This is a genomic window from Acidaminococcus sp. AM05-11, from assembly GCF_003472805.1.
Classification (GTDB): Bacteria; Bacillota; Negativicutes; order Acidaminococcales; family Acidaminococcaceae; genus Acidaminococcus; species Acidaminococcus hominis.
The window spans coordinates 40,585-66,065 of the sequence record NZ_QRMX01000005.1 but is presented as its reverse complement, the minus strand read 5'-3'; the positions used below and the strand labels follow the sequence as shown (position 1 = coordinate 66,065).

21 protein-coding genes and 4 tRNA genes are annotated in these 25,481 nt (G+C 51.4%); 5 read left to right on the top strand and 20 right to left on the bottom strand.

Features of this window, described 5'->3' with window-relative positions; translation table 11 throughout:
• Positions 1-62 precede the first annotated feature (62 nt).
• Positions 63-1,085 (bottom strand): N-acetylmuramoyl-L-alanine amidase, encoded by a 1,023-nt coding sequence (locus DW089_RS04330; protein WP_231085906.1) that lies wholly within the window; start codon positions 1,083-1,085, stop codon positions 63-65.
• A gap of 293 nt (positions 1,086-1,378) precedes the next feature.
• On the opposite strand from DW089_RS04330, the gene DW089_RS04325 reads away from it, so the two are divergent.
• Positions 1,379-1,828, top strand: coding sequence for a VanZ family protein (locus DW089_RS04325; RefSeq protein ID WP_118286842.1), 450 nt, complete (start codon positions 1,379-1,381; stop codon positions 1,826-1,828).
• Complete coding sequence (locus DW089_RS04320) at positions 1,818-2,099, top strand: hypothetical protein (RefSeq protein WP_118286841.1); 282 nt, start codon at positions 1,818-1,820, stop codon at positions 2,097-2,099. The genes DW089_RS04325 and DW089_RS04320 overlap by 11 nt, the downstream gene beginning before the upstream one ends.
• A gap of 76 nt (positions 2,100-2,175) precedes the next feature.
• On the opposite strand, the gene DW089_RS04315 is transcribed toward DW089_RS04320, so the two are convergent.
• The 3 genes from DW089_RS04315 to DW089_RS04305 all read right to left on the bottom strand — a co-directional run bounded on the left by DW089_RS04315 (position 2,176) and on the right by DW089_RS04305 (position 5,597).
• Positions 2,176-3,618, bottom strand: coding sequence for a TrkH family potassium uptake protein (locus DW089_RS04315; RefSeq protein WP_105327179.1), 1,443 nt, complete (start codon positions 3,616-3,618; stop codon positions 2,176-2,178).
• 17 nt (positions 3,619-3,635) lie between these two features.
• Positions 3,636-4,991, bottom strand: a complete 1,356-nt coding sequence (trkA, locus tag DW089_RS04310; protein ID WP_105327178.1) for a Trk system potassium transporter TrkA — start codon at positions 4,989-4,991, stop codon at positions 3,636-3,638.
• 111 nt (positions 4,992-5,102) lie between these two features.
• Positions 5,103-5,597 carry a hypothetical protein gene (locus tag DW089_RS04305; RefSeq protein ID WP_105327176.1) on the bottom strand — a complete coding sequence of 165 codons (495 nt, stop codon included), beginning with the start codon at positions 5,595-5,597 and terminating at the stop codon, positions 5,103-5,105.
• 177 nt (positions 5,598-5,774) lie between these two features.
• Here DW089_RS04305 and DW089_RS04300 point away from each other — a divergent pair, with 177 nt between their 5' ends.
• Positions 5,775-6,869, top strand: coding sequence for an acyltransferase (locus DW089_RS04300; protein ID WP_118286840.1), 1,095 nt, complete (start codon positions 5,775-5,777; stop codon positions 6,867-6,869).
• A gap of 69 nt (positions 6,870-6,938) precedes the next feature.
• Here DW089_RS04300 and pyk read toward each other — a convergent pair whose 3' ends face one another.
• From pyk to DW089_RS04260, 7 genes are all read right to left on the bottom strand, one after another.
• On the bottom strand, positions 6,939-8,687 hold the full coding sequence (pyk, locus tag DW089_RS04295) for a pyruvate kinase (protein ID WP_118286839.1): 1,749 nt from the start codon (positions 8,685-8,687) through the stop codon (positions 6,939-6,941).
• Between the two features lie 64 nt (positions 8,688-8,751).
• Positions 8,752-9,774: an electron transfer flavoprotein subunit alpha/FixB family protein gene (locus DW089_RS04290; RefSeq protein ID WP_105327173.1), complete on the bottom strand. Its 1,023-nt coding sequence runs from the start codon at positions 9,772-9,774 to the stop codon at positions 8,752-8,754.
• A gap of 12 nt (positions 9,775-9,786) precedes the next feature.
• Entirely contained in the window at positions 9,787-10,578 is a 792-nt protein-coding gene (locus DW089_RS04285; protein ID WP_105327172.1) for an electron transfer flavoprotein subunit beta/FixA family protein, read from the bottom strand.
• A 411-nt stretch (positions 10,579-10,989) separates the two neighbouring features.
• Positions 10,990-14,409: a DNA polymerase III subunit alpha gene (locus DW089_RS04275; RefSeq protein WP_105327171.1), complete on the bottom strand. Its 3,420-nt coding sequence runs from the start codon at positions 14,407-14,409 to the stop codon at positions 10,990-10,992.
• Between the two features lie 83 nt (positions 14,410-14,492).
• The gene (gene sepF / locus DW089_RS04270; RefSeq protein WP_105327170.1) at positions 14,493-14,807 is read right to left on the bottom strand and encodes a cell division protein SepF; all 315 of its coding nucleotides are present in this window, start codon (positions 14,805-14,807) and stop codon (positions 14,493-14,495) included.
• A 52-nt stretch (positions 14,808-14,859) separates the two neighbouring features.
• Positions 14,860-16,680: a translational GTPase TypA gene (gene typA, locus DW089_RS04265; RefSeq protein ID WP_105327169.1), complete on the bottom strand. Its 1,821-nt coding sequence runs from the start codon at positions 16,678-16,680 to the stop codon at positions 14,860-14,862.
• A 151-nt stretch (positions 16,681-16,831) separates the two neighbouring features.
• On the bottom strand, positions 16,832-18,439 hold the full coding sequence (locus tag DW089_RS04260) for an MBL fold metallo-hydrolase RNA specificity domain-containing protein (protein ID WP_118286877.1): 1,608 nt from the start codon (positions 18,437-18,439) through the stop codon (positions 16,832-16,834).
• A 176-nt stretch (positions 18,440-18,615) separates the two neighbouring features.
• Here DW089_RS04260 and DW089_RS04255 point away from each other — a divergent pair, with 176 nt between their 5' ends.
• Positions 18,616-19,347: a hypothetical protein gene (locus DW089_RS04255; protein ID WP_105327168.1), complete on the top strand. Its 732-nt coding sequence runs from the start codon at positions 18,616-18,618 to the stop codon at positions 19,345-19,347.
• Here DW089_RS04255 and DW089_RS04250 read toward each other — a convergent pair.
• The 3 genes from DW089_RS04250 to DW089_RS04240 are packed head-to-tail and all read right to left on the bottom strand — an operon-like array spanning position 19,329 to position 22,344.
• Entirely contained in the window at positions 19,329-20,732 is a 1,404-nt protein-coding gene (locus tag DW089_RS04250; protein WP_105327167.1) for an NAD(P)/FAD-dependent oxidoreductase, read from the bottom strand. The genes DW089_RS04255 and DW089_RS04250 overlap by 19 nt on opposite strands.
• Positions 20,729-21,688: a serine hydrolase gene (locus DW089_RS04245; protein WP_105327166.1), complete on the bottom strand. Its 960-nt coding sequence runs from the start codon at positions 21,686-21,688 to the stop codon at positions 20,729-20,731. Before DW089_RS04245 ends, DW089_RS04250 begins: the two co-directional genes overlap by 4 nt.
• Positions 21,685-22,344 carry a M48 family metallopeptidase gene (locus tag DW089_RS04240; RefSeq protein ID WP_105327165.1) on the bottom strand — a complete coding sequence of 220 codons (660 nt, stop codon included), beginning with the start codon at positions 22,342-22,344 and terminating at the stop codon, positions 21,685-21,687. Before DW089_RS04240 ends, DW089_RS04245 begins: the two co-directional genes overlap by 4 nt.
• 185 nt (positions 22,345-22,529) lie before the next feature.
• On the opposite strand from DW089_RS04240, the gene DW089_RS04235 reads away from it, so the two are divergent.
• Positions 22,530-23,825, top strand: coding sequence for an HlyC/CorC family transporter (locus DW089_RS04235; RefSeq protein WP_118286837.1), 1,296 nt, complete (start codon positions 22,530-22,532; stop codon positions 23,823-23,825).
• Between the two features lie 52 nt (positions 23,826-23,877).
• On the opposite strand, the gene DW089_RS04230 is transcribed toward DW089_RS04235, so the two are convergent.
• From DW089_RS04230 to DW089_RS04205, 6 genes are all read right to left on the bottom strand, one after another.
• Positions 23,878-24,408, bottom strand: a complete 531-nt coding sequence (locus DW089_RS04230; protein WP_118286836.1) for a cysteine hydrolase family protein — start codon at positions 24,406-24,408, stop codon at positions 23,878-23,880.
• A gap of 163 nt (positions 24,409-24,571) precedes the next feature.
• A tRNA-Leu gene (locus DW089_RS04225) sits at positions 24,572-24,655 on the bottom strand.
• Between the two features lie 19 nt (positions 24,656-24,674).
• A tRNA-Lys gene (locus DW089_RS04220) sits at positions 24,675-24,750 on the bottom strand.
• Positions 24,751-24,754: 4 nt separating this feature from the next.
• A tRNA-Gln gene (locus DW089_RS04215) sits at positions 24,755-24,830 on the bottom strand.
• A gap of 5 nt (positions 24,831-24,835) precedes the next feature.
• Positions 24,836-24,911, bottom strand: a tRNA-His gene (locus DW089_RS04210).
• A gap of 76 nt (positions 24,912-24,987) precedes the next feature.
• A complete protein-coding gene (locus DW089_RS04205) occupies positions 24,988-25,416 on the bottom strand; it encodes a HutP family protein (RefSeq protein WP_105327162.1) in 429 nt (142 codons plus the stop codon).
• Between the last annotated feature and the right edge of the window lie 65 nt (positions 25,417-25,481).

Here is a 25,481-nt window from a genome sequence, read left to right as displayed (position 1 = left end):
ATTACTTCAAATGGTAGCACATTTTGGGCAAAAAGTCGAAACAATTCAAATTACAAGCACCCTTAGGAGAAATATTTTTCGATACCGTTGGCAATAGCTTTGGCCAGTTTATCCCGGAAGCTCCGGGAATTCAGTTCCCGCTCCTCCCGGCGATTGGTCATGAACAGCATTTCCACAAGGGTGGCTGGCATGGAGCTATGTTTCATCACGTAGAAACCTGCCTGCCGCACCCCCAGGTTTTCGTGGTGCCCCAGCTTCATAAATTCGCGCTGGATGCAGCTGGCAATTTTCTGGTCATACCAGGTCTTGGGATAATAATAGCTGGAAAATCCCTGCACGCTCCGGTTGGTACTGGCATTGCAGTGGATGCTCACAAACAGATCAGAATGGTATTTTTCTCCCACGTCCACCCGAGCCTGCAATTCCTGTCGGTCCGTAGCATTGGGACCGTACACATCTACGTCCCGGGTACGGGTCATATGGACAATGGCCCCTTTGTCCTCCAGCAGCTCCTTGACCTTGAGTCCCACCGGCAGGGTGACCTGTTTTTCCGTAAGGCCCGTATCTAGGCCATGGGTTCCCGGGTCCGTTCCGCCGTGACCAGGATCCAGGGTAATGATTTTTCCCTTAATGCCGCCCCGGGTCCGGTACCCGTTGACCGCCTTTTCTCCAGGTCCCGCCACAATATCAAAGACCATTCGTCCCGGCCGGCCTGCTTCCGCATTGGCCTTTAGGTAAAACCCATGGACACTCTTTTTGTCCGGCTCCCGCTTCATGATGACGTGCAGGAGAGTCCGACGGCTCTCACTTTCCACCCGTACCCGCCGGATGTAGGGGGTATTTTTGGGGTAATAGGTGTCTGGCCTGGCTCCGGCAAGCTGACCCTCCACAGAAATGGTAATCTCCTCATCGTCCAGGTCCACATCGTAGTCCAAAGGACGGCCGGTATCTAATACAATGCGCAGTCTCTCCTGGGGAACTACGCCATACGTAATCGCTTGAATACGGGGTGCCGCCTGTACCCTGCCCATTCCCAGAAGCAGCAGCAGACAGATTCCCCAAATCGATAAGATTCTTCGCAGCAAGGGTATCCTCCTCCAGCTTGTATCTTTATGCGAATCATTCGCATTTACTATTAATTTCTACACTACCATATTTTCCAGCTCCCTGTCAAACCGCGACAGTTCGCCTTCCCTCCTGTTTTCCAAAATTGATACAAAGAAAACGTTTTTATTTTAGCAATTTGGTGAACTTGTCAAATTATCCCCGCAGGCAGGCTATTCCTGCTTTTTACAGTTTTCTGGGGATATGGTACAATAGTTCAGGCGCAGCCTTGGGCTGCCTGAGTGAAAATTTCTCCAGAAAGGCAGGTCCCTCCATGTACAAATGGCTGCTTCGCAGTTTGACCCTGGGTATGCTGGCCTTTATCTGGGGCCATTCCCTGATGAACGCTTCCGCCTCAGCCTCAGAAAGCGAAACGGTTCTCCACTGGACCTTGTCCCTGGGGAGTTTTCTCCCCGGACTGGCCTATTTGAACATCTACACCATCCGGAAGTTGGCCCACCTGACCGAATTTGCCCTTTTGGGCCTGCTGCTGCGGCTTACAGGCGGCACCTTTCAGCCCCCCAGAGGCCCCCGTTGGGCTTTTTTCTGCGGCGCTCTTGCCGCAGCCCTGGATGAAACCCTTCAGCTTCTGTCTCCAGGCCGCAGCACCCAGGTCAGCGACGTCCTTTTGGACAGCCTGGGCGTCCTTGCCGCCATTTTATTCTACAAACTGCTGCAGCGGCTCAAAGGCCTTGCTGCAAGGAGGAAAACACATGACAACTAAAACTACGGCAGCCGCTGCCAACGAACTGCTAGAGGTTCTGGTGCAGATGGGCTACCCCGCCGAATTCGGTCAGCTGCTGGCCGCCCAGCTGGGCACGGAAAACACCATCACCCGGCTCACCCAGTATCTGATTCACGTCCAGCCCAGCAGTGCTGAAGAAATTGCCGATGAAATGCTGGCCATTTGCGAAGAACGGGACAAATGGGTGGAAAAAAAGAAAAACGAATATTACAACCAGCAGGTCAATGTCTGGCTGAACCGGGACCGGTAAGCGGCTCGTTTCCAGCTACATAAAAAAGGATCTTTCTTTGTCAGCAGACAGAGGAAGATCCCTTTTTTTACCCTTTTTAGTTGCGATTCCAAGTTTTGGGGTAGAACAGGATCAGCATGGGAAGCAGCTCCAATCTGCCTGCCAGCATATCAAAAATCAACACCAATTTGGAAAAAGGCGCATAAGCGCTGAAGTTCTGGGTAGGTCCCACACCGGCTAGCCCAGGGCCGATATTGTTCAAGGTAGCGGCCACCGCCGTAAAGTTGGTTTCAAAATCAAAATTATCCAGACTGACCAGCAGCACGGAAATGCCAAAAATCAGGCAGTAGGTGACCAGAAAAATATAAATGGAGTTCAATACTTTGCTGTCCACCACTTTGCCATCCATCCGAATCCGCTGGATTCCGTGGGGGTGAATCAGCTGTTCCATTTCCAAATGAATGGATTTGAAAATCAGCACAATCCGGCTAACCTTCACACCGCCGCCAGTGGAACCGGCGCAGGCCCCCACAATCATCAGCAGCACCAGGATGCATTTGGCAAAGCTGGGCCACAGGTCAAAATCCACCGTGCTAAAACCCGTAGTGGTCATAATGCTGGCCACCTGAAAAAAGGCAGCCCGCAGGGCTTCTTCCAACGTAGAGAAATAGCTGTGGATCTGCCAGGTCACCAGGAGTCCCGCAGCTGCAACAATGGAAAGATAGGCCCGTACTTCTTCCAGGCGGAAGGCTTCCTTGGCCTTCCGAATGAGCATCAGGTAATAGTAGCTGAAGTTGACCCCAAAAGCAATCATAAAAATGGTAATAATCCACTGTTGAAGGGGCGTATAGTCGGCGCAGCTGCTGTTGACAATGCCAAAGCCGCCGGTGCCGGCAGTGCCAAAGGTAATGCACAGGTTATGGAACCAGTTCATCCCCGTAAGGGCCAGAAGGCAAATCATAAGTAAGGTCATGCCCAGGTAGATTCGGTATAGCACGATGGCCGTGTTTCTCACCCGGGGTACAAACTTGGAAACGTCCGGTCCGGGACTTTCAGCCTTCATCAGATTCATTTGGGTGCCGCCGGTACTGGAAGGCACCAGCATCAGGATAAAGACCAGCACCCCCATGCCCCCTATCCAGTGGGAAAAGCTCCGCCAAAAAAGCGAAGTATGGGACAGGGCCTCCACATCCGGCAGGATGGAAGAGCCTGTAGTGGTAAAGCCGGAAACAATCTCAAACAGGGCATCCAGATAACTGGGAATCTCTCCCGTCAATACAAAGGGCAAAGCCCCATATAAAGAAAGGATTACCCAGGAAAGGCCTACCGCCACAAAACCTTCTCGTTGGTAAATGGTCCGGTTTTCCACCTTCCGGCGTCTGGCCGTATAGCCCAGAACCATGGCAATGAGAGAAAGTGCAAAATAGACCATTCCCTGGTCTTCATGGTAGATCAGGGAAATAATGCAGGGCAGGAGCATAATCATCCCCTCGGTGGCGAGGATCCAGGACAGCACCTGTCCAATGACAGGATAATTCATGATAAGATGCTCCTTTGCTAGGCCAAAATGTTATAGATGTCATGGAAGCCCAGGTGGACGGTCACTACAATGACTGTATCCCCCACATGGAATTCATCTTGGCCGCCAGGAATAATCAGACGCCCGTTGCGTACAATACCGGCAATCAGGACCCCTTCCTTGATTTTCATATCCACCAGCTTTTGCCCAATAATCATGGACTCCTTGTCAATCAAAAATTCCAAGGCCTCTACCCGCCCGTTCATCAGCCGATACAAGGTTTCCACGTTGGATTCCATGCTGTTGCCGGCGGCCCGGACGTATTGGACAATCTGCTGGGCTGTAAGTTTTTTGGGGTTTACCACGCTGTCCAGCTGCAAGCCTTCGATAACGTCCCCGAAGTCCACGTGATTCACCTTGGTTACCACTTTTCCTTCCATCTGCTTCAAGGCATACATGGAAAGGATGGCATTGACTTCGTCCATACCGGTACAGGCCACAAAGCCGTCCATATTCTCAATATGTTCTTCTTTTAACAATTCTTCTTCGGTGCCGTCCCCGCAGTCCACGGTAACCCCCGGCAGGCCTTCCACCAATTCTTCACAGCGGTCCATATCCTTTTCAATGATTTTCACATTGATCCGGTTGTCCCGAAGGATTTTGGACAGGTAATAGGTGATATCCCCGCCGCCTACAATCATCACGTCCTTGCACTTGTTGGTGCGCACGCCGATTTTCTTGAAGAATTCCTGGGCGTCCGCCGGCATGGCAATGATGGTCAGAATATCCCCGGCCTGGATTACCGTATCCCCATGGGGGACCATAATCTTATTGTTCCGCTCGATAATGCACACCAATAGATTGGTGGTAAGAGGAGCCAAAGCCTTCAGGGATTTGCCCAAAAGGGGAGAATTGCGCGGGACCCTAAAACGCAGCATATCAATGCGATCCTTGGCAAAGCTAAAGATTTCAATAGCTTGGGGAAAATTCAGCAGCCGGGCAATTTCCTTAGCAGCTTCCAGTTCCGGATTAATGGTCATGGACAGATTCAGCCCCCGCTGAAGAAAATGGCGCTCCGCCGAATAATGGGGACTCCGTACCCGGGCAATGGTATGGCATCGGGTATTGTTCAGTTTGGCAATGACGCAGGTTAACAGGTTGACTTCATCGCTTTCGGTTACGGCAATCAGCATATCCGCGTGTTCCAAATCCGCCTGGCTCAGCACCGTAAAACTGGAACCGTTCCCCACGATTCCCATGACATCGTAATTGGTAGAAATATTACGAATCAAGCTGGCATTGGTATCGATTACCGTTACATTATTATTCTCTTGAATTAGCTGGGTGGTGATGGTTCGCCCAACTTTTCCGCACCCCACAACAATAATCTGCATTTTCGCTAAACTCCTACTTTTCTTGTTATGAAAATACTATACACTACCTCTATAAAAAAAGCTAGAGAATATTAGACTATTAATGTAACAAAGTTTATAAATCTATGTTAGCTAGTCATGAATCCGGCCTTCCAGCAGCTGGCCCAGAAGAACCCCGGCCATACCGGTAAGCCATTGGAAGGGCAAAAACGCAGCCAGGACCGGCGGCAGCATGGCAGGCGGCAGCTGGAGCACCAGCAATTGGCCCAGGCTAAGACACAGGCCCAGGACCAGGCTTTTCACCGCCGGAGCCCAAAACAGGGTCCAGCGCAAACTCTTTCTGCGCCCTGTCAGCTCCACATAAATCCCGTTGCCCAAAAAAATCACTGGAATCAAAAAGGGCTGAATATGCCCCTGAAAAAAAGCAATCACCGGCAGCGCCAGCGCAGTGACCCAGGCAAGCTGGGAGGAGGTATACCGGCTGCTGAGAAACAGTACCGTATTGACCAGCGTCCCTATCAGCAAAGTCAAGACCGGCACCGGTAGGGGCAGTACCAGCCGCAGCTGCTGGGAAAGTGCCCCTACTGCCAACAGCAGGGCTCCCCGCACCAATAGTTTCACTTCCACAAAACCGTCTCCCTTCTTGCAAGAATCTGAGAAAAATCAGCGAAAAAGAAAATACTCCGTAAGAAACCAGAAAAACCTCTTGTTCTTCTTTCCGGAGATACTTATAATGATTAAGTTAGCATAAATTTCCTGGTTTTGCCTGGTTTGCAGGCACCGGGAGTAAGCCTGGAGGTTTTCGTGAGAAAGCGCAATCCCATATTTGACAATCTGCGGGGCATCTGTATGCTGGGGGTTATTGCCATCCACGTAGGCAGTATGGCCGTCAGTGCGGAAGCTGCCACCCCGTTTTTGGTTCTGATTACTAATATCCTGAGCCGCTACAGCGTGCCCACCTTCTTTTTCATTTCGGGCTACGGGCTGTTTTACACCCATCCCCTGGAAGAGCCCTTTTCCTATGGCCGCTTCCTTCAGAAAAGGCTAAAAAGCATAGCCCTACCCTATGTGGTTACCTCTCTATTATACATCTGTTATTACAGTTTTACTTCACAAAATCCTAACCTATTGCTGCCAGAGAATATTTTGTTCTGTCTTTTCTTTGGCACCGGCGTCTACCACATCTATTTCCTGGTGATTCTGCTCTGGTTCTACATCCTATTCCCCTTGTGGCGGGGGCTGATGCGGGTTCTGGAAAAAATAGGCCTGAAGCTGGGCATGGCTATTTTGTTTGTTTTACAGGTGGCCCTATACCAATTCAGCTTTGTGTTCTGGTCCTATCCAGACTGGATTGCAGACAACCCCGTACTGCTGAACCTGTGCCAATACCGGCTGAACTACTTTCCGTTTTTCTATCTGTTCGTATTCATGCTGGGCGGAGTCATTGCCCGGCACTACGGCGCCTTTGACAGACTGCTGACCCGGCATAAGCTGCCCATAGCCCTGTTTTTTGGACTCAGCGCCAGCTTTAATACCTGGCTGTTCTACCGCTGGACCAACCTGTGGGGCATGCCCTATGAAGATACAGTCAATTACCTGCAGCAGCTGAGCCTGCCTGGCCTGGTGTTCACCCTTGCCTGTATCCTGTTCTTCAGCCTGCTGCTGAAACAGGGCTGGTATCCCTGTAAAACCGCCCTGCGGAAAATGTCCGACCGTTCCTTCCTGATTTATCTGGTCCACCCCTTCTTCATCGACCAACTGGAACTGGTAACGGACAAACCGTTTGGCTCCCTGGAACACGTTTCCATTGCCCTGTTCTATGTGGTCATCTTGTTCATTTCCTATCTGTTTGCCGTACTGTGGCACCGGCTGCGCAGCCCCAAGGCCAAAGCAGCCTGAGCTTTCTCAAAAACAAACCCCATCCGACCCGGTCGGATGGGGTTTTCTGCAGCCTGGAAGTTACCAGGTTTATTTTACGTTGATTTTTCCAGCATACACGGAACCCGTAGCTACATCCAGGGTTACCACGTCGCCGGTCTTCACAGCATCCATGACGCCGGAAGCCCCTACAATAACAGGGATACCATAGTTGATGCCGATAATGGCCGCAGGAGAAGTAAAACCGCCTTCTTCTGCAATAATGCCGCCAGCCTGGGCTGCCGTGGTACCCATTTCGTTTTCCAGGGCGGCCACTGCCAGGATCATGCCCGGGCGGAAGTTTTCCAGGTCGGACTTGGTCCGGACCTTGCAAATGGTGCCTGTAGCAGCACGCTTGCCAATGCCTTGGCCCTGCACCAGCTTATGGCCAACGTGGATTACTTGGATCAGGTTGGTGCTGCCCACCTTGCCCACGTTCATGCCGGCCGTTACCACCACAGAATCCCCTTTGTGCAGCAGGTCTGCATCTAAAGCCCGTTCAATGGAGGTTTCAATCAGGGAATCCGTGCTGGTTCTGTTGTCCCCCATCAGCGGCGTAACGCCCCAATACAGGGTCATCCGGCGCAAGCTGGCAGGAACCGGTGACACGGCTACCACCGTTGCTTTGGGCCGGTATTTGGCCACCAGCCGGGCGGTATAGCCGGACTCGGTAATGGACAAAATGGCGTTGGCTTCCAGTTCCGTAGCAATCTGCACGGTAGCATGGCTGATGGCATCCGTCATCTGCACATGGGCGCCAATACCCTTATGCTGGAACAAGGTCACATAATCGAAAGCCTGCTCCGTCCGGGTAGCAATCCGGGCCATGGTCTGCACCGCTTCCAAAGGATACGCCCCAGAGGCCGTTTCCCCGCTGAGCATAATGGCGTCGGTACCGTCGAAGATGGAGTTGGCCACATCGTTGGCTTCTGCCCGGGTAGCCCGGTAGTTGGTAATCATGCTTTCCAGCATCTGGGTAGCCGTAACCACCGGCTTCCCCAGCTGGTTGCACTTGGCAATAATCTGTTTTTGGACAATGGGCACATCTTCCATGGGAATCTCTACCCCCAGATCCCCCCGAGCCACCATAACGCCGTCGGCCACCTGGAGAATCTCGTCGATGTTGTCCACGCCTTCCTGGTTTTCAATCTTGGCAATAATCCCCATGGAGGAGCCAATCCGTTCCAGCAGGCGGCGGATTTCCATAACGTCCCGGGCATTCCGCACAAAGGACGCTGCCACATAGTCCATGCCCTGCTGGGCAGCGAAGGTAATGTCGTCTTCGTCCTGTTTGGACATAAAGGGCAGCTTCAGGAAAGCCCCAGGCACTGCCACCCGTTTCCGGGAGGAGATTTCCCCACCATTGATGACGATGGTATCAATTTCCTTGTCGGTGGTGGATTGGACTTCCAGGGACAGTTTCCCATCATTCAAGAGGATTTTATCCCCTTTGCGGACTTCCGAAGGCAGGCCGGCATAATTTACATGGGCCTTTTCTGCCGTTCCTTCTACCTCGTCCACCGTCAGCGTAAAGTGGCTGCCAGGCACTAGCGTGGTCTTATCCCCCTTGAAAAGACCCAGCCGCATTTCAGGCCCCTTGGTATCGGCTACATAGCCAATGACCTTTCCCGTTTCCTTCACAGCTTCCTTTAACAGATTCAGGCGGGTTTCGCATTCACTGTGGGAGCCATGGGAAAAGTTGAAACGGGCCAGATCCATCCCTGCCCGAATCATTTTGACCAGCAGGTCCTTGTTGTCCGTAGCTGGTCCCAGGGTGCAGATAATTTTTGTCTTTTTCATATTGATCCCCTTCTAAAAATAGCCCGGGCTGAAACAGCCCGGACTATTGGATTTCCATATGGAATTAGGATTCTTTGAAAGCTTTGATCTTTGCAGTCAGCAGAGGCAGAATCTTCAAAGCATCGCCAACGATACCATACCGAGAGATTTGGAACATAGGAGCGTCCGGATCCTTGTTGATGCAAATGATGGTATCGGATTTGCTCATACCAGCTTTATGCTGTACGGAACCGGAGATACCGCAGGCGAAGTAAATCTTCGGGGTAACGGTTTTACCGGATTGGCCTACTTGACGCGGATGTTCAATGAAGCCTTCATCTACTGCAGCACGGGAACCGCCTACAGCGCCGCCCAGTACATGAGCCAGGTCTTGCAGCAGAACGAAGTTTTCTTTGGCTTTCATGCCGCGGCCGCCGGAAGCAATGTATTCTGCATCGTCGATGGCCATTTCGCCTTCAACCACAACAGGGTCTTTTCTGATGACTCTGACGCGGTCTTCTACATGGTTCTTCAGGGTGTAGTTGATAACTTCGCCTTTGCGGGAAGCATCGGGAGCCAGAGCCTTGAAGGTCTTAGGACGAACGGTACCCATTTGCGGAGTATGTTCTTTGCACAGGATGGTAGCCATGATGTTACCACCAGCAGCAGGACGGGTCCAATGAACCAGGCCGTTTTCTTCTACATCCAGGATGGTGCAGTCAGCGCACAGACCAGTGTTCATACGGGCAGCAACGCGGGGACCCAGGTCACGGCCGTCGTTGGTAGCGCCGATCAGAACAGCGGAAGGATGGTATTCAGCAATCAGTTCGCAGAAAGCGTTGGTGTACAGGTCGGTGGAATATTCCTTCAGGGAAGGATCTTCTACTACGTATACCAGGTCAGCGCCTTGGGCAATCAGATGTTGAGGAATGTCATTTGCTTTATCGGTGATCAAAACAGCAGCCAGTTTTTGGTTGCATTTGTCAGCCAAAGTTCTGCCTTCACCCAGCAGTTCGTTTACTACATGAACGGGTTTGCCATCATAATGTTCAACGTAAACCCATAAATCTTTTTCGTTGCCGGTCTTCAGACCTTTCGTGTTAGCCATTTATTTCAAACCTCATTTCGTAATAATCTTGTCTTCAACCAGTTTTGCAACCAGTTTATCTACAGCTTCTGCAGGATCTTCATCGGTGAAGATTTCGCCGTGAACCTGGGTAACTTTCGGAGTAAAGCTCTTCATTACCTGGGTCGGGGAACCGGGTTTACCAATGATGTCCAGAGGAATCTGCAAATCAGCAGCGGTATATACGGGAACTTCAGTCTTTCTGGCTTTCAGTTTGCCTTTGATGCTGGCAAAACGCAGGTCTTTGCTGCGCATTACAGTAACTACGCAAGGCATCTTCATAGCCAAGGTTTGGGAAGTGTATTCGTTATCTCTGTCAACGATTACTTCATCGCCGTCAACCTTAACTTTCAAAGCGCCGGTAACTTGCGGAAGGTCTAAGTGCTCTGCAATTTCAGGGCCAACCTGAGCGGTATCACCATCGATAGCCTGACGGCCGCACAGGATCAGATCAGGAATGCCAAAATGTTTAATGGTGTTAGCCATAGCAGCACTGGTGGCCAGGGTATCTGCACCGCCGAAAGCTCTGTCACTGATCAGTTTGGCATCATCAGCGCCAACTGCCAGGCAGTCCTTCAAAACAGCTTCTGCATGAGGAGGTCCCATGGTAACAACCGTTACCTTAGCACCCATTTCATCTTTCAGTTCCAAAGCCGTTTCCAGAGCGTACTGGTCATACGGGTTCATGATATTTGTTACACCATCTCTAACGAGGTTGTTGGTAACCGGGTCAATTCTCATTTCTGCGGTATCCGGCACCTGTTTTACACATACAACGATGTTCATTACAAAGCGACCTCCTAAAAATCTTTATTGTTCAAAACCACACATTTCACATTGTAGCACGTGTTTTCCCCTGTTGCAAGAGATTGCTAATCCCTTGCAAAAGATTCTTCTTATTTCCCACTTTTTCACAAATGTTAAATTTCCTCCTGGAAGCTTCATTTTTCGCCGGATTTTGGCATTCTCTTTCCTGGTCATGGGGGTTTCTGTAACAGAAATATCTACAGAATTGTAGAAGAATTATCTCAATTTCCGGGTACCAGCCCCGCTTTTCTCTGCCTGCAAAAAGTTGTTTCCGTTTTTCTCCAAAAGACACCCAAAGCCCCCTTTTCCCCAAGCACGCAAACGCAAAAAAACAGGAATTCTTCCTCAGCTGGGAAAAATTCCTGTCGGTATAGATAAATAAACAAGTATTTAATAGTGCAGGCTGCCGCTGCCCAATACTTTTACCACTGCATCCTCAAAGCCCGGTTCCTCTGCATTCACCCAGAACCGGGGGTCGGTGCGGATAACCTTCCGGGTATCGGCAATGTGCAGGTACACGGGATTCTTCCCGTGGAAGGCCATAAAAATGCCTCCCAGCTGCTGCTGGACCTGGGACGTATTCATGCCCTTGCCAATGTGGAGATGGACTTCCTGGGCCATTTCCTGCAAAGGCTCCACAGCATTGGCAAAGATTCGGACGGCTTCCTCATCCAATTTGATAACACCCTGGATGCTCACCACCCGGTCCTTTTCAATGTTCTGCCGGCACTTGGCATAAGCCCTGGGGAAAGCAATCACCGTCAGGCTGCTGGACAAATCTTCCAGCACAAACGTGGCCATGCGGTCCCCATTTTTGGTGGAGCGGATTTTCAGGTCCGAAATAATGCCGCCTACGGCAATTCTCTCCCCGTCCCGGAAGTTTTCTTCCGTGCATTTTAACAGCGGTGTATACCGGCTCAGCACCTTACGGAACCGATCCAGCGGGTGTCCGGTAACGTAGAAGCCAATCAGTTCCTTTTCCAGCCGGAGAATATCCGCCTGGGGAATTTCCGGCAGATCTGGAATGGGAATGGCATTGCTGCCGGCCAAATCTTCTTCCCCGAACAGCCCCAGCTGGCCCGTAAGCCGGTCGTGCTGTTCGCTGGCAGCCACATCCAGGGCCGGATCCATAATGGCCAGCAGCTGGCTCCGACGCAGCCCGAAGGTATCCATGGAACCGCTCTTGATCAGATTTTCCACCACTCTCTTGTTGACCTTGCTGAGATCCACCCGGCGGGTAAAATCAAAAAAGTCCTTAAAAACGCCGTGTTTTTCCCGTTCTTCCAAAATCACGGATACTGCTGCGTCTCCGACACTTTTGATGGCCCCCAGGCCAAAGCGGATGTTCTTACCGTCCACAGAGAAGCCCGCTTCACTGCTGTTGATATCCGGCGGCAGCACCTTTACCCCCATGCCGTTGCAAACGCCGATATACCAGCTGACCTTGTCGGCGGTGGAGATAATACTGTTGAGGAAGGCCGCCATGTATTCCACCGGATAGTTGGCCTTCAGCCAGGCCGTCTGATAGGCTACCAGGGCATAGGCTGCCGAGTGGGATTTGTTGAACCCATAGCCTGCAAAGTGCTGCAGCAAGGCGAAAATCTTATCCCCCAGTTCCCGGCTGATGCCGTGGAGCTTTTCTGCTCCCTGGAGAAATTTTTCCTTCATGCTGTCCAGTACGCTGGCTTTCTTCTTGCCCATGGCCCGACGCAGAATATCTGCTTCGCCCAGGGTAAAACCGGCCAGGGCGGAGGCGATCTGCATTACCTGTTCCTGGTAGAGGATAACCCCGTAAGTATCGGCCACAATGGGTTCCATCAGGGGGTGGAGTACCTGGGCCGTACGGTGTCCGTGACGGCCGGCAATAAAGTCTTCCGCCATGCCGCTGCCTAAGGGACCGGGCCGGTACAGGGCCACCAGGGGAATCAGGTCCTCCATGCCCTCGGGCGCCAGTTGCTTCATCAGCCGGGTCATGCCGTCCGATTCCATCTGGAACACGGCTGCCGTATCCCCGCTGCACAGCATCTGACAGGTTTTAGGGTCGTGCAGGTCGATATCCTCAATATGCAGGTCAATACCCCGGTTTTTCCGGACCATTTTCACCGCATCGTCAATCACCGTCAGGGTACGCAGGCCCAAAAGATCCATCTTTAAAAGCCCCAGGGACTCGGAACGATCCTTGTCGTACTGGGTGCAGATGTATTCGTGTTCATCGTCACTGCTGGAGGTAATCTGCAGGGGCACGTAGTTGGTCAGTTCCCCCGGCGTAATGACTACGCCGGCCGCATGGGTGGAGGTGTGCCGGGGCATGCCTTCCACCTTTTGGGCAAAGTCCAGCAATTGGGCGATATTAGGGTCCTGTTCCTGCAAGGCCCGCAGTTCCTTGCTGGATTCCAATACGCCTGCCAGGGTAGTGCCTGGCGTATTGGGAATCAGCTTGTTTACCTGGTTAACTACATTTAACGGTATCTCCATGGCCCGGCCCACGTCCTTGATGGCCGCCTTGGCTGCCAGGGTACCAAAGGTAATAATCTGGGCAACGTGGCTTTCCCCGTACTTGCGGGCCAGATAATCCACCACCAGATGGCGTTTCACGTAGCAGATATCCGTATCAATATCGGGCATACTTACCCGTTCCGGGTTCAGGAAACGTTCAAAAATCAGATTATATTTCAGCGGATCAATACTGGTGATGCCGGTAAGGTACGCCACAATGGAACCAGCGGCGCTGCCTCTGCCGGGGCCCACCGGAATATCGTGGGTCCGACTGTAATTGATGAAATCCCATACAATCAGAAAATACCCGGAGTAGCCCATCTGCTTGATGATGCCCAGTTCATATTCCAACCGTTTCCGGGCCGTTCCATCATCATTGGGATAGCGTTTGGGAAAACTTTCCTCACAAAGCTTCCGGAGATACCCATCCATGGTTTCCCCTTCCGGCAGGGGAAATTCCGGCAGCAGCAAATGGCCAAATTCCAGAGTCAGATTACACCGCTCCGCAATTTCCAGGGTATTATCCAAAGCTTCCTGGTCCTCAGGAAACAACTGCTCCATTTCCTCCCGGCTTTTCAGATAGTAGGAATCGTTGTTGAACCGCATACGTGTGGGGTCCAGGTAATTGGCGTTGGTCTGGATGCACAGCAGAATGTCCTGCCCCGAAGCATCGGACCGGTGGATATAGTGCAGGTCGTTGGTGGCTACCAGCTTGATATTGTGTTTTTTGGCCAGTTTATGCAATTCTTCCCGGACGGTCTTTTCTTCCGGCAAGTCATGATTTTGGATTTCCAAATAGTACCGGTCCCGACCAAAAATATCCAGGTATTCCAGCATGACCTTTTCTGCCGTTTCCAATTCCCCCCGGAGGATATGCCGAGGCACTTCCCCCGCTATGCAGGCGCTGAGGCAAATCAGCCCCTCGCTGTACTGGCGCAGCACATCCATGTCAATCCGGGGTTTGTAGTAGAACCCTTCCACTTCCCCGATGGATACCAGTTTCATCAGGTTTTGGTAACCGGTCTTGTTTTCTGCCAAAAGAATCAGATGATACATTTTGCTCCGGCTTTCCAGGTCCTTTTTCAACCGGGAGCCGGAAGTAATATACACTTCGCAGCCAATAATGGGTTTGATGCCAGCCTTGACACATTCCTGATAGAACTCGATGGCCCCGTACATAACCCCATGGTCCGTAATCGCCAGGGCGGGCATGCCCAGCTCCTTGGCGTAGCGGACCAGCTCGGGAATCCGGCAGGACCCATCCAGCAGGCTGTATTGGGTATGGGTGTGCAAATGCACAAATTGCTCTGCCATAACTGCTCCTTTCCTGCAAATTTCCGGGGCACAGCTCCCCCCATTTTAAAAAAAGCTGTGACCAGGGGGTCACAGCTTTAGGTTTATGCTTCGATAATTCCTACCTCACTGGGCAGATACAGCATTACGTCCGGAGAAACTTCCGTTTCCGAAACCCCCAGGGTATAACTGATGCCGGATAAGTAGTCCCTGGCCCGGGTCTGATCCTCTGGCTCCAGCTGATCCAGAGCCAGAAGCAGTCCCTTGCCTTCCAGGAGGAACTTTCCGTAGTGAGCAATATCCTTCAGGTCCGCAGGCGTTCTGAGCATCAATTTCAGGGCCGGAGCACGCACCAAAGTCAAATCCCGGTCAAAGTATTCTTCTTCATGCTTTTTTTCAGAATGGAAACCAGAAAACATGGAATCTGCTCCTCCCTACCCACAAATACTCATTACGAAGCCATTATCGTTCTTATGCCTTGGCGTTGCGCGCACGGGTGCGGGCACGTTCCAGACGGGACAGAATTTTCTTTCTCATCCGGATGCTCTTGGGAGTCACTTCAACGGTTTCATCGTCGTTGATGTGTTCCAGGGCTTGTTCCAGGGAGAAGGTTTGCGGCGGAATCAGGCGCACTGCATCATCGGAACCGGCAGCACGCATATTGCTGACGTGTTTCTTTTTGCAGGGGTTTACGTCCATATCATCTTCACGGCTGTTTTCGCCGATGATTTGGCCTTCGTAAACCTGTTCGCCCGGGTTGATGTACATGGTGCCTCTGGCCTGGCATTTATCAATACCATAGGCAGTGGTTTCACCAGCTTCAAAAGCAACCAGGGAACCTCTGGTACGGCCGGGGATATCGCCTTTGTAAGCGCCCCAGCCGGCAAATACGTGGTTCATGATACCGTTGCCCTTGGTATCGGTCAGGAACTGGTTCCGAAAACCGATCAGACCCCGGGCAGGGATAATGAATTCCATACGCAGGTAGCCAGCCAGTTCGGTCATGTTCTGGAGTTCAGCCTTGCGGATACCCAAAGCTTCCATAACAGCACCCATGAAATCCTGGGGCACGTCGATGGTCAAAGCTTCCATAGGTTCCAGCAGCTTGCCATTTTCGTCCCGGCGCATAATAACCTTGGGTTTGCCCACCTGCAATTCGAAGCCTTCTCTTCTCATGGCTTCGATCAGTACGGACAAATGCAGTTCACCACGGCCGGATACTTTGAAGGTATCGGCAGATTCGGTGTCTTCCACTTTCATACTAACGTTGGTTTCAATTTCCTTGTACAGACGGTCACGCAGATGACGGCTGGTAACAAAGTCGCCTTCCTGGCCGGCAAAAGGAGAATCGTTGACAGAGAAGGTCATGGACAGGGTGGGTTCATCCACCTTGATGCCCTGCAGCTGTTCCGGGTTGTCCACATCAGCAATGGTATCCCCGATTTCAGCGTTGGCCAGACCAATCAGGGCAATGATGTCCCCAGCTTTGGCTTCCGGCACTTCCGTTCTCTTTAAGCCTTCGTAGGTGTACAGACGGCCAATCTTGGCGTTGGAACGCTTGTCATCATGCATCAGGCAGATGTTCTGACCGTTTTTGATGGTACCTCTGACAATACGGCCAATCACGATACGGCCTACATAATCATCGTAGTCCAAGGTATTGACCAACATTTGCAGGGGAGCTTCCGTATCCACATCGGGAGCCGGAATATTTTCGATAATGGTGCGGAACAGCGGTTCCAGGTTGGTGCTTTCATCGTCCATAGCCAGTTTGGCAACGCCCTTTTTGGCAGAAGCGTACACTACGGGGAAGTCCAGCTGATCATCACTGGCGTTCAGTTCAATGAACAAATCCAGAACTTCATCCACCACTTCTTCCACTCTCTGGTCCGGACGGTCAATCTTGTTGATGACCACCACGGGTTTCAGATGGTGTTCCAAAGCTTTCCGCAGCACGTATTTGGTCTGGGGCATAGGACCTTCGTAGGCGTCTACCAGCAGCAGTACGCCGTCAACCATGTTCAATACCCGTTCTACTTCGCCGCCGAAATCAGCATGGCCCGGAGTATCCAGGATATTGATTTTGGTGCCGTCATGCATGACAGCGGTGTTTTTGGCCAGGATGGTAATCCCACGTTCTCTTTCCTGATCGTTGGAGTCCATGACTCTTTCCTGTACCCGTTCGTTGGCACGGAATACACCGCTCTGTTTCAGCATAGCATCTACCAAGGTAGTCTTGCCATGGTCAACGTGAGCAATGATGGCGATGTTACGTAAATCGTTTCTAATCATAAAAGCCCAATCCCCTCTTACATTACAGATAAATCAAGAGGATGCTTGTCAATAAGCATCCTCCAAATAAACTAAATCAATTCGACTTACTAATTATATGCTTTTCTCCACACTCTGTCAAATATGTGGCAATTCCTTTACCCAAATTTCTTTATAAGGTCTTCATGACATCGTCGATGTATTTCTTGATCTTTTCCAGCTTGGAGCGTACATCCGGTACCTTCTTGGGATCATGGGCGGCAATCCGTTCAATCTTGCCCTTGTAGGTAAGGTAATTCTTCTCGAAGCCCCGCATATAATCCCGCATGCTCTGGACGGCAGTTTCGCTTTGGACAATCTGGGTTTCTTCAATATGCCAGTCGGTGCCATCGATAATGGCCTTATCCCCATAGTTGGGAATGTAGGCCGCCGTCCCCAATTCGGTACGCAGGGTATGGGCAAAAGCATCGGCAGAATCGTATTCCCCATGGACCACAAAGAAAGCCTTGGGTTTATTTTTCATGCCCTTATACCAGGCCAACAGCTGTTCCTTATCGGCGTGGGCAGAGAAACCGGTCATATTGTAGATCTTGGCTCCCACCACAATTTCTTCGCCCATGATCTTGACTTTCTTGGCCCCGTCTACCAACAGCCGCCCCAAGCTGCCTTCGGCCTGATAGCCGGCGAAAATCACGGAGCTGTCCTTCCGCCACAGGTTGTGTTTCAGGTGGTGCAGCACCCGGCCGGCATCGGCCATGCCGCTGGCGGAAATGATGATGACCGGGCTGGGCATTTCGTTGATGGCCTTGGATTCCTCGGTGGTCTGGGTGTATTTCACGTTGGGCATATCAATCAGATGTCCGCCCTGTTTTTGGAAAATGGACTTGGCTTCCTCATCATATTCATCAGGGTTAAACAGCATCACCTGGGTGGCCCGAATGGCCATTGGGCTGTCCACCATAATGGGCACTACCGGCAGCTTGCCGGAAGACATAAGCTTCTGGAAGTAGTACAGCATCACCTGGGTACGGCCAACCGCAAAAGCTGGGATAATGATGTTCCCGCCCCGGGAAAGGGCGTCCTTCACAATGTCGCACAGCTCCTGCTCCCGGTCCGCCACTTCGTGGATCCGGTTACCATAGGTGGATTCGGTGATAATAAAGTCCGCCCCGGCAATCTGGTAGGGATCGTCCAAAATGGGTACGTTGGGCTGCCCCACATCTCCCGTGAAAATCAATTTGGTCTTTTTGCCGTTTTCTTCCAACTGCAACGTAACAATGGCGCTGCCCAGGATGTGGCCGGCCACCCGGAAGCGGACCGTAACCCCGGGATACAGTTCAAAATCCTCATCGTAATCATGGGTCACAAAATGTTTCAGGGCCAGATAGGCATCGTCTACCGTATACAGCGGTTCCACAGCTTCCCGGCCAGCCCGCAGGCCCTTCCGGGTAGCAATCTCCGCATCGGATTCCTGGATATGGCCGCAGTCGGGCAACAGAATTTCGCACAATTCTTCGGTAACCGGGGTGCAGTGGACAAAACCCTTGAACCCTTCCTTAATCAGTTTGGGCAGCAGGCCGCTGTGGTCAATATGGGCATGACTTAGGATTACCGCATCAATTTCCGCCGGATTAAAAATAAAATTTCTCCGGTTCAGGTCCCGAATCAGCCGTGGACCTTGGAACATACCGCAGTCCAACAGAATTTTTTTCCCGTTGATTTCCAGCAGATGGCAGGAACCGGTTACAATCTTGTCAGCGCCGCAAAAGGTAATTTTCATCATTAGCACCGTCCTTATTCTAAAATTCTCTCATCAGTATGTAAGCTCTCAGTTAACACCTTTCCATTATAACATAGTTTTTATTTTCTTTGGGCAAATCCCGTTCCAGTTTTCCCTGACGAAACAGCCGCCTTGTGATACAATAAGGCAAAGGCTATTCAGAAAGGATGTATTCCATGAAAAAAAATGCACTATTCCCTATAGTAATAGGTTCTCTTTTACTTTGCCCATCCCTGCTTTTTGCCCAGGAAAAAACGGAAACAGACGCCGTAAGTACCACGGCTGTAACAGAAAATGCAGCTTCTGCAGCGCCCCTTTCCTTCCGGCAGCGGGTAGCGGCTGTCCGGGCTGCCCGGCAAAAAGCAGCCGCTGCCAAAAGCTCCAGTCAAACCACTGCCCAAACCACCGCAAAAAACAGCTCCAAAAAAACAGCTGATGATGCCGCAGCTGCTGCCAGCACCACTTCCACGTCCCAACTGGACAATGGCCTAACGGCCACCACTACGGAAACCACCACCGAAAACGGCAAGGAAACCACTACGGTCTATACCCCCACCCTGCCTTCCGCCAAGCTGGCTGCCTGGCAGACTGCGGGAGAAAACAGCAGCTACACCGTTTCCTTCGATACCCAGAGTCTGAAATACGATGAGAAGACCGGCATCATCACCGTCTGGAACAAATGGACGCGAAAAGGCGCAGGTGCCTCTGCCGTAAAGGACATCTTGCTGTATTCCCGCTACGATGTCCGGCTGAAAACCTGCGCCGATCTGTATCAAGTTTTATGTGACGGCAATGGACAGGTGCTTTCCCAAAAAGCCGTTGCCGATCCTTCCTGGTATCCCCTGTCCGTCCATACCCTGGGCATGGAACTATGCCAAAGCCTGAATAATTATCTGTTAGCCAATTGAGCTTTCATCCGCTCGCCAATGATGCGAGCTACATACACCCCGGAAGCAGAGGCCTGGGAAAGTCCTCTGGTAATGCCCGCTCCATCGCCAATGGCGAAGAAGTTGGGCATTTTTGTTTCCAGCTTATCGCTGAGGTCCAGCCGGGAACTGTAGAACTTCACTTCCACCCCGTACAGCAGGGTATCGTCGTTGGCGGTGCCAGGCGCCACCTTATCCAGGGCATAAATCATTTCAATGATGTTGTCCAAATGGCGTTTGGGCAGTACCAGGCTCAGGTCCCCAGGCACTGCATTCAAGGTAGGATGCAGGAAGCTCTGGCTCAGCCGGTGGGCGTTGGTCCGGCGGCCTTTGATCAGGTCCCCGAAGCGCTGCACCAGAACGCCGCCTCCCAGCATATTGGACAGGGAAGCAATGTGCTTGCCGTATTTATGGGGTTCCTTAAAGGGTTCCGTAAATTTATTGCTGACCAAAAGGGCAAAGTTGGTGTTGCCGCTGTTTTTGGCCGGGTCGCTGAAGCTGTGGCCGTTTACCGTAACAATGCCGTCGGTATTTTCTGCTACCACGTAGCCATTGGGGTTCATACAGAAGGTCCGTACCCGATCCCCGTACCGTTTGGTCCGGTACACCAGTTTGGCCTCGTAGACTTCTTCCGTAATGTCCTGGAATACGGAGTAAGGGACTTCTACTCGGACACCTACGTCCACCTGGTTGTTGGCCATGGGCAGGCCCAGATTCTGGCACTGGGTGGAGAACCACTCAGCCCCTGCCCGGCCCGGGGCCCCAATCAGATAGGTGCAGCCGATAACCTGCTCAGAACCCTTGATGGTCAGTTCATAGCCTTCTTTGGACTGGCTGATGGTTTCCACCTGGGTATCACATTGGATTTCAATGCCATGCTCCAGCAGGTAGTGGTAGATGCTGGCCATCAGGTTCCGGTTGTTGTCCGTGCCCAAATGGCGCACCTTAGCGTTTAACAGATGTAGATCGTGGCCCAGAGCCAGCCGGCCGATTTTGCAGTTCTTGGTGGAATACACCGTACCCGGGGCACCGTGTTTGCAGTTGATTTCATCCACGTAATCAATGAGTTCCATAACCGTCTTTTTGGGAATGTACTCACTGAGCCAGCCGCCAAATTCCGTGGTGAAATTGTACTTGCCGTCGGAGAACGCACCGGCGCCGCCAAAGCCCCGCATAATGCTGCAGGGTACGCAGCGGATACATTTTTCCACCTTGCCGGCAATAATAGGGCAGCTGCGGAAGTCAATGGCATGGCCTTCTTCCAAAATCAGCACCTTTACCTGGGGGTATTTCAGGACAAACTCGTAAGCCGCATAAATGGCAGCAGGGCCGCCGCCAATAATCGCTACATCAACATTCTTTTTCATTTCTTGAACACCTCTTTGTCGTTTACCGTATTAAATATGATAGAAGAAATCTGATTGATGGTTTTCCGGGTTTCTCCAGGACGCACGGCCTTGTCCATCAGGACTACCAGCACGTACCGCTCCCGGGCATACACAATGCCAGCCGCATCAAGAACTTGGCCGTGGTCGGCCTGAAGGCCTGCAATATTTACACTTTGGGACAGCAGGGCACCCAGCATATCCGGCCGGGGAGCACGGCCCAAAAGGCCCAGCAGGTACCCATTTTCCTTGGGCCCCAGGCATTTGCCTTCGTAAAGCTGAGTCAACAGGGTCACCGTATCGTTAACAGAAGTATAGCTCAGTTCCCGTTTTTCCTGGGCCCCCAGCTTATCTTCCTCGTTTTCTTTGACGGGCAGGTCATGGCTTCCCACCACCGTATCCACGTATCCTTTTTCCGTCAGCCAGGCGTTGATGTCTTCCCGGCCAGCAATCCAGATCAGCTTGTACAAAGCCGTCCGGTCATTTTGCAGCAGCATATCTTCCAAAAGATTTTGAACCGTTACTTGGCTGCCTGCGGGGACCTGTCCCAAAGCCGGGCTGTCCGTTCTAATATCCCGCTGCCGCAGGGTGTACACCTCATCCAATGCCAGGTCCTTATTTTCCACCTGGGCCAAAACCGCAGCAGCCACATAGGGACGGATCAGATCCCCGGCCGGCATCTTGCCGGAGTAGTTGTAGAACACTTCCCCGGTATCCAAAGAACGGTAATACACGGAACAGGCCGCCCCCGACTGGGCAATCACATTATTCAAATAGGCATAGGGCAGCTTGGTATCCTTGGAATGGACCAGCTGGGCGTTTTGGGCCTGTTTTTGCTGCTGCTGATATTTGGGGCTGTTGTGCAGCAGGGAAAAGGATATTACCCCCACCAGCACCAAGCCTATCAAGCAAAGAATAATCCGTTTGTTGATACTCATAAGACAATCATAACCCTTCTATTAGTCTTTAACCATTGTTCCCGCTGCTTCCGGTCCGGCAAAATTTCTTCCACCGCCTGCCAAAACAGCCGATTGTGGGACTTGTTGCGGATATGGCACAGCTCATGGACAATCACATAATCAATTACGCCAGGCGGGCAGAATACCAGCCGCCAGCAAAAACCCAGCTGGTTCCGGTAGTTGCAGTAGCCCCAGCGGGTCCGGGCCTGGGACAGCTTGATTTGGGGAGCAGGAAGTCCCAGGAGCCCGGCAAAGTACGGTACCCGTTCCCTAAGATAGGTCCCTAGCTCCTCCTGGAAATATTGGATCAGCTTAGGCAGGGTCACCTGCTCTCCCAAAATCAGCTGCTCCTGGGTCAGAAAAATATTCTCTCCCGGCACCAGGTGCAGGGTTCGCCGCTTTCCCCATAACAGCAAAGCAGCTCCTTCCCGGAGCTCCAAGGGCTGTATGGCCCGTTTCTCGTCCGCCGCCTTTGCCACATGGGACGCAATCCAGTCCTGACGGGACGCCAAAAAATATTCAATTCGTTCTTTGCTCAGCCCATAGGGCGCGCGCACAATTACTTGGCCTTCCCGGTTGATTTCTACCGCCAGGGTGCGCCGTCTGGATCTGATGATTTTTGCAATTTTAATCATAGCATTCCTATTATAGCATACTCTGCCAATTTCCCGGGCAGGCTTTTACAAAATCCCAATTTATTTTACGAAAACACCCCAGAGTGATAGATTTTTTACAGCCATTTGTTTCTGTCTCCGTTGACCGCCCCGGAAAATTCACCTATAATGGACAGTATACTAATAAGGAAGCGTGATCCCATACTATGGAAGAATTCAACATCCCCACTACCCTTCTGACGGGTATCCTGATTGTTTTTATATCCCTTTCTGCGTATTTTTCCGCCACAGAAACAGCACTTACCAGCTGCAATAAGCTGCGGCTGAAAAATTTGGCCAAAGATGGCAACCGTCGGGCCAAAACCGTATTGAAGCTGCTGGACAAATTTGACAATGCCTTGTCCACCATATTAATCGGCAATAATATCGTAAATATTGCCACAGCCTCCCTGGCTGCGGCCTGCTCCACCGCGTACTTTGGCCCTTCCGGCCTGGCCCTGGCCACCGTAGTCACTACCATTGTCATCCTGATATTTGGAGAAATTCTCCCCAAAAGCGCCGCCAAGGACTATCCGGAAAAATTTGCCATGAGTACCGCAGGGCTGCTGCGCATTCTGGTATTTCTTTTTACTCCTCTAAACTATTTGTTTCAACTGCTGAAAACTGCTTTCAGTCATCTGCTGTCCAAAAAAGCGGCCCACGGTGCTACCGAAGGAGAATTGCTTCTGATGGTAGATGAAGTAGCCAGCGGCGGCGCTATCAACAAGCAGGATAGCCAGCTGATTAAATCCGCCATTGAATTCAGTGATATTCGGGTCCGGGAAATCATGACCCCCCGGGTGGATATGATGGCCATGGACATTTCCGAGGGAAACCAAAAGGCCCTGAAGATTTTTTCCGACTACGGCTTCTCCCGGATTCCTGTATTTAAGGACGACTATAGCGAAATCATTGGCATTCTTCACGCTAAAGACTTTTTTTCCGGCTATATCAAAAACCCCCATTTTAGACTGGAAGAACGGCTGAAAAAAGCAGCCTTCGTCCATCAATCCACCAAAATTTCCCGGGTAATGAGAACCCTCCAGGAAGCCAAAATCGAAATGGCCATGGTCATGGACAGCTACGGCACCGTCAAGGGTTTGGTCACCACCGAAGACATTGTGGAAGAACTGGTTGGCGAAATCTGGGACGAGCATGACAAGGTGATTTCGTCCTTCCACCGGATTGGCAAGAACCGCTATATGATTTCCTGCTCCTCCAATTCCCAAAACGCCAATTTGTTTGACCTGTTCAAATATTTGGATCTGGACATTACCGACTATGGTCTGGAAAACAATTCCATCAGCGGTTGGGTGGTGGATACCCTGGAGACCATCCCCCAAAAAGGAGACTCCTTCGACTGCAAGAACCTGCATGTTACCGTCACCCGGGCCAACAACCACCGGGTCCAGGAAATCATCGTAGAAGTCCGTCCCAAAGCAAAAGAAGAAGACGACGAATAAAAAATCCTCCAAGCCACACAAGGTTTGGAGGATTTTTCTTTGCTTAGCTTACTCAGCGTAAGTGAACCTGACAGCTTTTCAGGGTGGCCAGGGCAGCGTTATGGGATTCCGGCGTTACTCCAGCACAGCAGCTGCTGTCCACATAAATAGGCACTTCCGGCATAGCCGCTTTCAGCAGCAGGGCGTTGGAAACCACACAAATATCCGTACACAGACCAATCAATTCAATTTCCTCAATAGGCCGGGTGCTGTTTAATTTCTTCAGATCTTCCGCCAAAGTGAAAGAGCCAAAGGTCGGTTTCTGGTAAACAGGCCAGTGGTGTTCCTTGGCCAGCTTTTCCAGGCCTGGAATCAAGTGCCAGCCGTGGGTTCCCTTGATGCAGTGTTTTACAGGGAGATTCTTTCCTTCCTGGGTATCCAGATAGGTTTCCCCGTGGGTGTCCTGGGTAAAAATCACGTGACCGGGATAATTGGCCACTTTTTTCAGCACATTAAAAGTAATCTGCTGTGCTTCTTCTGTTCCCAGGCTGCCATTGACAAAATCGTTCTGCATATCTACCACAATCAAATAGCTGTTTTTCATGGGGGAAAACCTCTTTTCTTTCCCAGAGGGGAATATTCTCATTTAGTATAGCATAAAGCCCCATACCTTGTAAAAATTTCTTGCATTGGCACCCTGCCCCTGTTTGGGCACAACAAAATACCCGCTTCCCGGCCGAAACCGAAAAGCGGGTGAAATTACCGTATGGTGCGGATGACAGGACTTGAACCTGCACGTCATGGACACCAGATCCTAAGTCTGGCGCGTCTGCCAATTCCGCCACATCCGCGTTTTATGTAAAAAAAAAATGGTGATCCACCCGGGATTCGAACCCGGGACACCCTGATTAAAAGTCAGGTGCTCTACCAACTGAGCTAGTGAATCATCATGGCTGGGGCGGCTGGACTCGAACCAACGCATGCGGGAGTCAAAGTCCCGTGCCTTACCGACTTGGCTACGCCCCAAAAAGTGGGGTGGATAGTGGGGATCGAACCCACGCGTGCTGGAGCCACAATCCAGTGTGTTAACCGCTTCACCATATCCACCATGTTACCTTGTCTGACGACTTTGTTATTCTATCATGGAGATGCGAATTTTGTCAATAGGATTTTGAAACTTTTTTTAATCAATTCCTGCCAGGGACCGGTGGGCCATGCCTACACACAATTCATTCAGGTTCAGGACCCCCACGCTCATATAAACAGCCACGCACAAATGCTCTCCATGGCGGGCCACGCCAATCTTTCCCCCTACATTAAAGCCGATGGCTTTGTGCATAATCTGGGCCAGGGCTTCATGGGCAGCCCCTGCCACCGTACCAGCCCCTACATGGGTATCCGTCACAATGTTCTGCCGTTCGGCAGCTACCACGGCCCGTTCTACGATTTTCTTCACGCTGGGCAAAAACTCTCCGCCAAAATCCACAGCCGCAGCCCGGTACCCTTGGTCCCGGAGACTTTTCTTCAAAAGGTCTTCTTCTTCTCTGGTTGCGGTCAGGGCCATTCTGAGAGCTGCCCGTCCTACATCAATGCTGGCAATTTCTTTTTCCATATAATTCTCCTTTTCTTCCGTTCTGCTTTAATGGATACCTTCTATTATAGCAATTTTCCCCTTTT

Excerpts from the sequence above, each read along its gene's own strand:
- DW089_RS04325 (WP_118286842.1), top strand. The coding sequence starts at position 1,379 with ATGTACAAATGGCTGCTTCGCAGTTTGACCCTGGGTATGCTGGCCTTT.
- DW089_RS04320 (WP_118286841.1), top strand. The coding sequence starts at position 1,818 with ATGACAACTAAAACTACGGCAGCCGCTGCCAACGAACTGCTAGAGGTT.
- DW089_RS04315 (WP_105327179.1), bottom strand. The coding sequence starts at position 3,618 with ATGAATTATCCTGTCATTGGACAGGTGCTGTCCTGGATCCTCGCCACC.
- trkA (WP_105327178.1), bottom strand. The coding sequence starts at position 4,991 with ATGCAGATTATTGTTGTGGGGTGCGGAAAAGTTGGGCGAACCATCACC.
- pyk (WP_118286839.1), bottom strand. The coding sequence starts at position 8,687 with ATGAAAAAGACAAAAATTATCTGCACCCTGGGACCAGCTACGGACAAC.
- DW089_RS04290 (WP_105327173.1), bottom strand. The coding sequence starts at position 9,774 with ATGGCTAACACGAAAGGTCTGAAGACCGGCAACGAAAAAGATTTATGG.
- DW089_RS04285 (WP_105327172.1), bottom strand. The coding sequence starts at position 10,578 with ATGAACATCGTTGTATGTGTAAAACAGGTGCCGGATACCGCAGAAATG.
- DW089_RS04275 (WP_105327171.1), bottom strand. The coding sequence starts at position 14,409 with ATGGCAGAGCAATTTGTGCATTTGCACACCCATACCCAATACAGCCTG.
- sepF (WP_105327170.1), bottom strand. The coding sequence starts at position 14,807 with ATGTTTTCTGGTTTCCATTCTGAAAAAAAGCATGAAGAAGAATACTTT.
- typA (WP_105327169.1), bottom strand. The coding sequence starts at position 16,680 with ATGATTAGAAACGATTTACGTAACATCGCCATCATTGCTCACGTTGAC.
- DW089_RS04260 (WP_118286877.1), bottom strand. The coding sequence starts at position 18,439 with ATGAAAATTACCTTTTGCGGCGCTGACAAGATTGTAACCGGTTCCTGC.
- DW089_RS04255 (WP_105327168.1), top strand. The coding sequence starts at position 18,616 with ATGAAAAAAAATGCACTATTCCCTATAGTAATAGGTTCTCTTTTACTT.
- DW089_RS04250 (WP_105327167.1), bottom strand. The coding sequence starts at position 20,732 with ATGAAAAAGAATGTTGATGTAGCGATTATTGGCGGCGGCCCTGCTGCC.
- DW089_RS04245 (WP_105327166.1), bottom strand. The coding sequence starts at position 21,688 with ATGAGTATCAACAAACGGATTATTCTTTGCTTGATAGGCTTGGTGCTG.
- DW089_RS04240 (WP_105327165.1), bottom strand. The coding sequence starts at position 22,344 with ATGATTAAAATTGCAAAAATCATCAGATCCAGACGGCGCACCCTGGCG.
- DW089_RS04235 (WP_118286837.1), top strand. The coding sequence starts at position 22,530 with ATGGAAGAATTCAACATCCCCACTACCCTTCTGACGGGTATCCTGATT.
- DW089_RS04230 (WP_118286836.1), bottom strand. The coding sequence starts at position 24,408 with ATGAAAAACAGCTATTTGATTGTGGTAGATATGCAGAACGATTTTGTC.
- DW089_RS04205 (WP_105327162.1), bottom strand. The coding sequence starts at position 25,416 with ATGGAAAAAGAAATTGCCAGCATTGATGTAGGACGGGCAGCTCTCAGA.